Source organism: Vibrio sp. V42_P2S4T144 (assembly GCF_009904715.1).
In the GTDB taxonomy this organism is placed as follows: domain Bacteria; phylum Pseudomonadota; class Gammaproteobacteria; order Enterobacterales; family Vibrionaceae; genus Vibrio; species Vibrio alginolyticus.
On the sequence record NZ_WXWS01000517.1, the window covers coordinates 1 to 6,958 of the forward strand.

General features: G+C 45.7%; 7 protein-coding genes. 4 read left to right on the forward strand and 3 right to left on the reverse strand.

From position 1 onward, the window contains the following. Positions 1 to 22 precede the first annotated feature (22 nt). Both CAG68_RS17115 and CAG68_RS17120 read left to right on the forward strand, forming a co-directional pair. Complete coding sequence (locus tag CAG68_RS17115; protein ID WP_033906610.1) at positions 23 to 1,024, forward strand: arginine deiminase-related protein; 1,002 nt, start codon at positions 23 to 25, stop codon at positions 1,022 to 1,024. A 264-nt stretch (positions 1,025 to 1,288) separates the two neighbouring features. Continuing rightward, positions 1,289 to 2,527, forward strand: a complete 1,239-nt coding sequence (locus CAG68_RS17120; RefSeq protein WP_025504226.1) for a DEAD/DEAH box helicase — start codon at positions 1,289 to 1,291, stop codon at positions 2,525 to 2,527. 65 nt (positions 2,528 to 2,592) lie between these two features. Here the strand turns inward: CAG68_RS17120 and CAG68_RS17125 are convergent, their stop codons facing one another. After that, positions 2,593 to 3,285, reverse strand: coding sequence for an MOSC domain-containing protein (locus tag CAG68_RS17125; protein ID WP_158173296.1), 693 nt, complete (start codon positions 3,283 to 3,285; stop codon positions 2,593 to 2,595). A gap of 111 nt (positions 3,286 to 3,396) precedes the next feature. On the opposite strand from CAG68_RS17125, the gene CAG68_RS17130 reads away from it, so the two are divergent. Continuing rightward, on the forward strand, positions 3,397 to 4,212 hold the full coding sequence (locus CAG68_RS17130) for a helix-turn-helix domain-containing protein (RefSeq protein ID WP_161441406.1): 816 nt from the start codon (positions 3,397 to 3,399) through the stop codon (positions 4,210 to 4,212). An 88-nt stretch (positions 4,213 to 4,300) separates the two neighbouring features. Then, entirely contained in the window at positions 4,301 to 5,293 is a 993-nt protein-coding gene (locus CAG68_RS17135) for an alcohol dehydrogenase catalytic domain-containing protein (RefSeq protein ID WP_161441405.1), read from the forward strand. Between the two features lie 73 nt (positions 5,294 to 5,366). On the opposite strand, the gene CAG68_RS17140 is transcribed toward CAG68_RS17135, so the two are convergent. Both CAG68_RS17140 and CAG68_RS17145 read right to left on the reverse strand, forming a co-directional pair. Continuing rightward, positions 5,367 to 6,062 (reverse strand): VC0807 family protein, encoded by a 696-nt coding sequence (locus CAG68_RS17140; RefSeq protein ID WP_005383527.1) that lies wholly within the window; start codon positions 6,060 to 6,062, stop codon positions 5,367 to 5,369. Positions 6,063 to 6,228: 166 nt separating this feature from the next. Then, complete coding sequence (locus tag CAG68_RS17145) at positions 6,229 to 6,759, reverse strand: sigma-70 family RNA polymerase sigma factor (protein ID WP_255209459.1); 531 nt, start codon at positions 6,757 to 6,759, stop codon at positions 6,229 to 6,231. Between the last annotated feature and the right edge of the window lie 199 nt (positions 6,760 to 6,958).

Below are 6,958 nucleotides of genomic sequence, written 5' to 3' on the forward strand. Positions count from 1 at the left end.
CTAGTGATAAGGAATGTATTGGATGCTATTACACGAATCAGTGACCCAATTTGCTAATGGGAAAGAAGAAAGCACGCAAAGTGCTCAGCGCCAAACCGCGAACTGCGTAGTGATGGTGCCACCGAAAGAGTTTCGTTTTAATGAAGAAACCGCACAAGATAATGAGTTCCAACATAAAGTGTCACTCAGCCAAGAAGAAGTCTCACGTCGAGTAATGGCCGAGTTCGCGAGTATGGTTGCAACGCTGCGTCAAGAGGGCGTTCAAGTTGTTGAATTTGATTATCCAACTTCAGATGTTGCAACGCCAGACGCGGTATTTCCAAACAATTGGTTTAGCACTACGCCAGATGGCACGTTGTACACCTTTCCAATGGCCTGTGAAAACCGTCAAAAAGAAGTACGTCCCGATGCACTTGTGGCAGCACTAGCGCAAGCAGGGCGAGAAGTTCATCGACGCAGCAGTCTAACTGAATATCTTGACGAGCAAGCGTATTTAGAAAGCACGGGTGTGATGGTGTTTGACCACCTAAATAAAACGGTCTACGCCGCACTCTCACAACGTTGTGATCGTCTGGTTTTAGAAGATTACGCCGATCGTATTGGCTATGAACGAGTGATTTCTTTCCAAACTCGTTTGCCGTCTGGTGCGCCGATTTATCACACCAATGTGATGATGGCGGTTGGCGAACAGTTTTGCGTGATTTGTGACGAAGTGATCCCAGAATTTGAGCGTCGTTTTGTAATGAAGTCACTCGCCAAAGACAAGCAAGTCATCTCAATTTCGCTTGATCAGATGAACCAGTTCTGCGGTAACATTCTGCAACTAGAAACGATCAACGGCGATAAGGTGATTGCGATGTCGCAATCGGCGTACGATGCATTCTCACCAGCACAAAGAAAGCAATTGGCAACGCACGGTAAATTGCTGCCATTCGACGTTTCTACCATAGAATCTATTGGTGGTGGTTCGGTTCGTTGCATGTTGGGTGAAGTGTTCTTACCGAATCGTAAAGCTGTGCTTTAATAAACTGCACATTTCTTTTCAGCCGCAGTGAAAGGCTGACGAAGCGTTCTCTTCAAGGGTTTTTAGCCGTTAGCTCTGTGGCAGTACAGACTAACGGCTTTTTTGCGCTTTTTTGTTTTCTGAAGATTTGCATCGGCGCCGCTTGGTTTAAGCGCCTAAAATAGGATGGTTCACCTAACAGATTGTGGTAAAGTCCGCGCCTGCGTTTTACCGCATCTTCATTGTTTTTATTGCCTCTTCAACCAAAAGTACAAGGTTTCGCTAATGCCATTTTCTACTCTCTCATTGAGTTCTGAGCTGATTCACGCACTGCCAAAAGACTTCAAGAAACCGACCGATATTCAAGCGTTGGCCATTCCTGAGCTGTTGGCTGGTCAAGATCTATTGGCTTTGGCAAATACAGGCAGCGGCAAAACCCTTGCTTATGGTTTGCCTTTGTTGGAAAAGCTGGGTGTCAATCCAGAGCAAAAAGCGCTGATTCTTGTGCCAACTCGTGAGCTGGCAATGCAAGTGAGTGAAGCAATTAACCAAGTTGGTCAAGCTCTTGACCTCAACACAGTGTGTTTGTGTGGCGGCGTTGATAAAGAGCAACAACAGCAGGCGCTAGCGACAAATCCTCATATCCTTGTCGCGACGACTGGTCGTTTGGTTGATCTGGCAAACAACGGTTTAGACTTAAGCAATATCCATTACCTAGTGTTGGATGAGGCGGATCGTCTATTGGATATGGGCTTTTGGCCTGACGTACAAAATATTGCGGGGCTGATTTCAAACCAGCGTCAAACGGCAATGTTCTCGGCTACGTTTTCAGATGAGTTAAAGGGCAAAGCGAAGCTACTTATGCAGGCACCAAAGCAAGTCGCAGCGCATCAAGAAAACAGCACAAATCAAGACATCGTTGAAACGTTGTATTTGGTCAATAAGGGCAGTAAAACCAAGGCATTGATTGAACTGATTCAAAAAAACGCGTGGACTCAGGCGTTAGTCTTTATTGGTGCGAAAGAGAATGCTGATGGCTTAGCGAAAAAGCTGAATAAAGCGGGCATCTCAACCAATGCACTGCATGGTGACAAGAGCCAAGCAGAGCGAGAAGAAGCACTGGCGCAGTTTAAATCTGGGCAAATTCAGGTGTTGATTGCCACTGATCTACTAGCGCGCGGCATTCACATTGAGCAATTACCTGTAGTGATCAACTTTGAACTACCAATGCATGCAGAAACTTATGTTCACCGAGTAGGACGTACTGCTCGCGCAGGCGAACAAGGTGTGGCGATGTCATTGGTATGTCATGGTGAAATGGACGCACTAAACGCGATTCGTCACCTGACTCAACGTGCATTGCCAGTGCAAGATCTGGTTGGTTTTCCAGTAACGGATAAGCCATCAACTGGCGAGAGCAAACGCGCGCCACGCGATAAAAAAGCCAACCGCCGAACTAATGCTAAGAAGAGCATTAAGCAGTTTCAAGGTAAGTCGAAACGCCCAGCCCCGAGTGCGAAGTAAACCAAAAAAACACGCTCTGACGGCATAGTCGGTTCAGAGCGTGGCTTAAATTTTACTTTGGGGTGTTAACCCACAGTTGGGCCAACCAAGCGCATTTCCCAATCTTCAACTTCGCCAGTTTCTAGGCGGCGCTCGACCAACTTGCCCCAAGACTCGACTAACGGCAGCTCAGACAGCTGAGTGAGTTCTTTTCTATCTAAACAGCCAGTGAAAACCGCGCCCATGATGCGAGCCAGTGGCCATTCTGGATAAGGTCTTTCGCACAGAATAATCTCGTCACCTGCACCGATATCGCCTTCTTCCAACACTCGGAAATACCAGCCTGTTCGAAGCGTATCTTGCAGTCTTCTCGCCATGTCGTGTTGGTCAAAACGTACGTTAAGTTTCCAACAAGGCATGCGACCTTGCGACACTTCCAGTAGTGTTGAGCCGATGCGAATTTTATCTTTCAAGCAAATCGTGGATTCGGTGACGCCTTCGGAGCTGATGTTTTCGCCAAAGCCGCCGGCGGATTGGAAAATTGGTCTTTTGCCTAATTCTTGTTGCCAGATTGGGTAGTGCTCGCTTGGGTAAATATGAAGCGCTTTTTGAATGCCACCATGAAAGCGCGGATCACCTTGCTCATCACTGGTAAAACCAAGCTCTGTTGCGTGCTGGCGCTCAGGTAGCACTTGTTTGTTGATTGCGCTTTGCGCTCCATGAGCATAAGGGACGGTTTTCCCTGCTAGCACAGCTTTTACGACGCCGATTTTCTTCATATAACCTCCTTATTATTTGAATGAGAGATAAAGTGTTTACCTTCATTCGCGATGCGGAGCATGATAGCCTATTAAACGTGTGTCGGAGTAGGGATGAAAAGACAACTAACAATGCTAACTCGCCAAATTGATTCGAAGTCAGGCGTCGTCACCTCCAATAAGATGATGGACGCGAATCCCCATTCTCCTGTTTTGGTGAAAACCATCGACATGCCAAAAGGTTACATTGATGCGCTGCATCAACACACTTGGCATCAAATCATCTTTCCTATCAAAGGGTTATTGCAAACACAAACTGAGCATTATCAGCACTTGGTTCCGCACACCTCTGCGTTATTTGTTCCTGCGGGTGTTCAACACGAGTCGATTGCTCTAAGCAACACGATATTTGTTGGCATTTACCTCAACCCTGAGTTTGGCGCAACGTACGAGCAACAAGTGAGAACCATTGCTTTAACGTCGTTTTTAAATGAGCTTTTACAAGAGATCCGCAGACTGTGTGAAGGTGAGACAAGCCACGAAGAAGTGTTGCATTTACTGGCGGTGCTGCATGATCAAATTTTGAAACGCAACGTGCAGACATTTCAGTTATTGCTGCCACAAGATAGACGACTAAAACTGATTTTCGAGCGACTGACTGACGAGCCAGCGTTGAGCTGTTCGCTAAAAGAGTGGGGGGAGAAAATTGGGGCGTCTGAGCGTACTTTATCACGGCTGTTCGCCAAGGAATTCAACACTTCATTTCTACTTTGGCGGCAACAAATTCGGCTAATTTACTCGCTTTCTTTGTTAGATGAATCGTTGCCAATCCAAGCCATTGCAGACCTAGTGGGTTATCAAAATGACTCATCCTACATCAAAGCATTTAAAGCCTATTTTGATATGACGCCACAACAGTTTAGAGTGAACGGCGCATCGCGCAGGTAGAAATACAGAGCTTCGACTTCACTTAATGCTTTTGAGTGGAAGTCGCGAAACTTCCTTTTTGAATTTCAATTACATGGTATGAATAACAATGGCACCAACGATAAATACTCGAGTGAATCAATTCTGTTTTGGTCAACCCAAAACGTCGCTGTCGTTGGAAAAAGAGCCCCTCAAACCGCTTGCTCAGGGCAAGGTTCGGGTGCGACTGGAAGCCACCAATATTAACCCAAGTGACTTGCTTTCCATTCATGGTGTTGGGCAATACCGCCGCGTTCACGTACCACCTCGCGTGCCGGGGTTTGAAGCGGTTGGGCGTGTGGTGGAAGTCAGTGCTGTTGGTCAAACTGGCTTTCAAGTTGGGCAAAAAGTGTTGGTGGCGATGAGTGGGACTTGGCAATACTACATCGATGCTTCGCCCGAGAATCTTTTTCCGTTACCTGAAAGTTTGGATAACGGCTATGCCTGCCAGTTGTACATCAACGCGCTAACCGCGTGGGTTATCACCACTAAAGTGGCTAAGTTGAACAAAGATGATGTGGTGATCATCAATGCAGCAGGGTCAGCGATCGGTAAGATATTTGCCCAGCTCGCCCATTCACTGGGTTTTAAACTGATTGCTGTGACCTCAAAGCCAGACGAGTATCCGTACGATACTATTCCAGTGTTGGACGCGAAGAAAGACTTACAAGCGCAGCTGCAAACGCGCCAACTGCCACAACCAACGGTCGCTCTGGACGCGATAGGTGGTGAGGCTGGCACGGATCTCATTCGTACCTTGAAAGAAAACGGCCAATACATCAACTACGGAACATTGTCGTTAACGCCTTATACGCCTGAGTTTTTTGAATCGATGAAGGCCAACAACATCGACTTTAGTACATTCTTTTTGCGGTATTGGGAAGAATCGGTAGGTAAAGGCGGGAGAAAGACGGTGTTCGCTGAAATGTTAGAACACTTTATTAGCAGCGACATAAAGTTAAACGTTGCATATGATCTGTCGTTAGAGGACTTTCAAACAGCGATTGAAATGGTTGAGCGACGCTCGTCAGCAGTGTCAGGAAAAATCATTTTGACGCTGTGAATTACAGTGGGCCTGTTGAGAAAAGGGAGGATAAAATCCTCCCTTTTTTATGGGTTTATTTGTAATGATAGGGCTATTTTAGATGGAAGATTTGCTCTGTTTCGAGCGATGTCATCGCACGTACTTGACGCCAAATGTAATAAAAAATACCGAACATCATCAACATACTTGGGATGGCAATCATTGGGTAACTGTACAGCGTCATTTTTCCTAACTCTTCGTTAAAGGCAGCAGTACCAGAAGGGCTAGTCACAATCCAAGTCGCAAGGAAGTAGTTCATTGCAGATGAGAACGCAAAAGTACTTGCAAACAGGTAGTTAGAAGACATAAGGCAACGTTCGAACGCATCGGTTTTACCATTTTCTTTTAAACGTTGGTTAATCAACGCGAGGTTCAACACAGTGTCATTCAGTACTAACTTCTGCATCAGCGGGTAGCGGGTAAACGTTGAACCCAAAACCGCTAAACCGATCAGGCCAGGAATCAGGGCTTCTTTTAGTGCTAACCAGCGTGTATCAAGCTCTAACAAGCCGATGCCACCAGTTAGTAGAACACTGATAAAGCCCAGAGCAGAAATAAAGTTAAATTTCTTGTTACGGACAAGGTCCATACCGCCATAAATGATAGGAAATAGCAAAGCGACAACCAGCGCCATTGCTGTCCCTAGATGCTCATCGCCACTAAACTTCATCAAAATGAAGGAAGGGATAAATACGTTGAAAAGGATTTCAAATAAGGGATTCGGCTTTTTCGCCGTCGTGTTACTCATAATGTTTTACTGACTCTACTCTATGTCGGCTGTTATTGTACTTTGACAAGAAGTGTTCATCTAGTCGCGCTTGATGTAAAGCGTTAAAGCGTCGAGTTGTGTAACGACTTATGAAATAGACCGGAGCATAGCCAGTTAGTTTACATGATTGACTACTTTTTGTGTCTTAATGACTCTCCTTCTGTGCGATGATCTGATTACGCGCTCTGAATAATCGAGTCGCCACTGTGTTGTGGTTGAGCCTCAAGGCTTGGGCAATTTCATCATGATTCAACCCTGCCACTAAGCTCAAGAGCAACGGCTCTCGGTATTTGGGTTCGAGAATCATCATTTGTTTTTGAAGCCAATCTTGGGCCATGTCGTAGTCACTGCCAGGGTAGGTTTTTGTCTGTATTGCACACTCATCAATGTCGACAAAATCGTACTGTTTTCTATCAAAGCGCCGAGCATTCTCACGACGCAAAATAGTAATGAGCCAAGACTTCGCGGCGTTGGGGTCATTTAATTTATCAAAGAATCGCCACGCTTTCAGAAAGGTTTCTTGCGCTAAATCTTGAGCAAGGTGGTGATCTTTGCATAACCAATACGCGAGACGGTAAATCTCTTGGTATCGATCTTTCGTCAGTGCTTCGTAACGTTTATGTTTTTCCATAGCATTAAGATAAAAAGTTTGGAGAGCACGTTGTGTCTGCCAGATGAACGACAACCCTTTTTATCGCTTTTACAGTGATAAAAAGGGTTGTTCGATTAGGAAGACAAATTCGAAGAGTTAACCTTCCAAATATCGAAGGGTGACTCTGATTTCTTTCTTACACGCTTAAAATGGTTGGTTGGAAAAGCGTGAGTACTGGATGGCATCTGCGACTTCCTGAGCTTTAGACTCTGAAGTCATAAGG

What these genes read in the sequence shown, in the direction of transcription:
- CAG68_RS17120 (WP_025504226.1), top strand. Translation starts at nt 1,289, where the DNA reads ATGCCATTTTCTACTCTCTCATTGAGTTCTGAGCTGATTCACGCACTG.
- CAG68_RS17140 (WP_005383527.1), bottom strand. Translation starts at nt 6,062, where the DNA reads ATGAGTAACACGACGGCGAAAAAGCCGAATCCCTTATTTGAAATCCTT.
- CAG68_RS17115 (WP_033906610.1), top strand. Translation starts at nt 23, where the DNA reads ATGCTATTACACGAATCAGTGACCCAATTTGCTAATGGGAAAGAAGAA.
- CAG68_RS17130 (WP_161441406.1), top strand. Translation starts at nt 3,397, where the DNA reads ATGCTAACTCGCCAAATTGATTCGAAGTCAGGCGTCGTCACCTCCAAT.
- CAG68_RS17135 (WP_161441405.1), top strand. Translation starts at nt 4,301, where the DNA reads ATGGCACCAACGATAAATACTCGAGTGAATCAATTCTGTTTTGGTCAA.
- CAG68_RS17125 (WP_158173296.1), bottom strand. Translation starts at nt 3,285, where the DNA reads ATGAAGAAAATCGGCGTCGTAAAAGCTGTGCTAGCAGGGAAAACCGTC.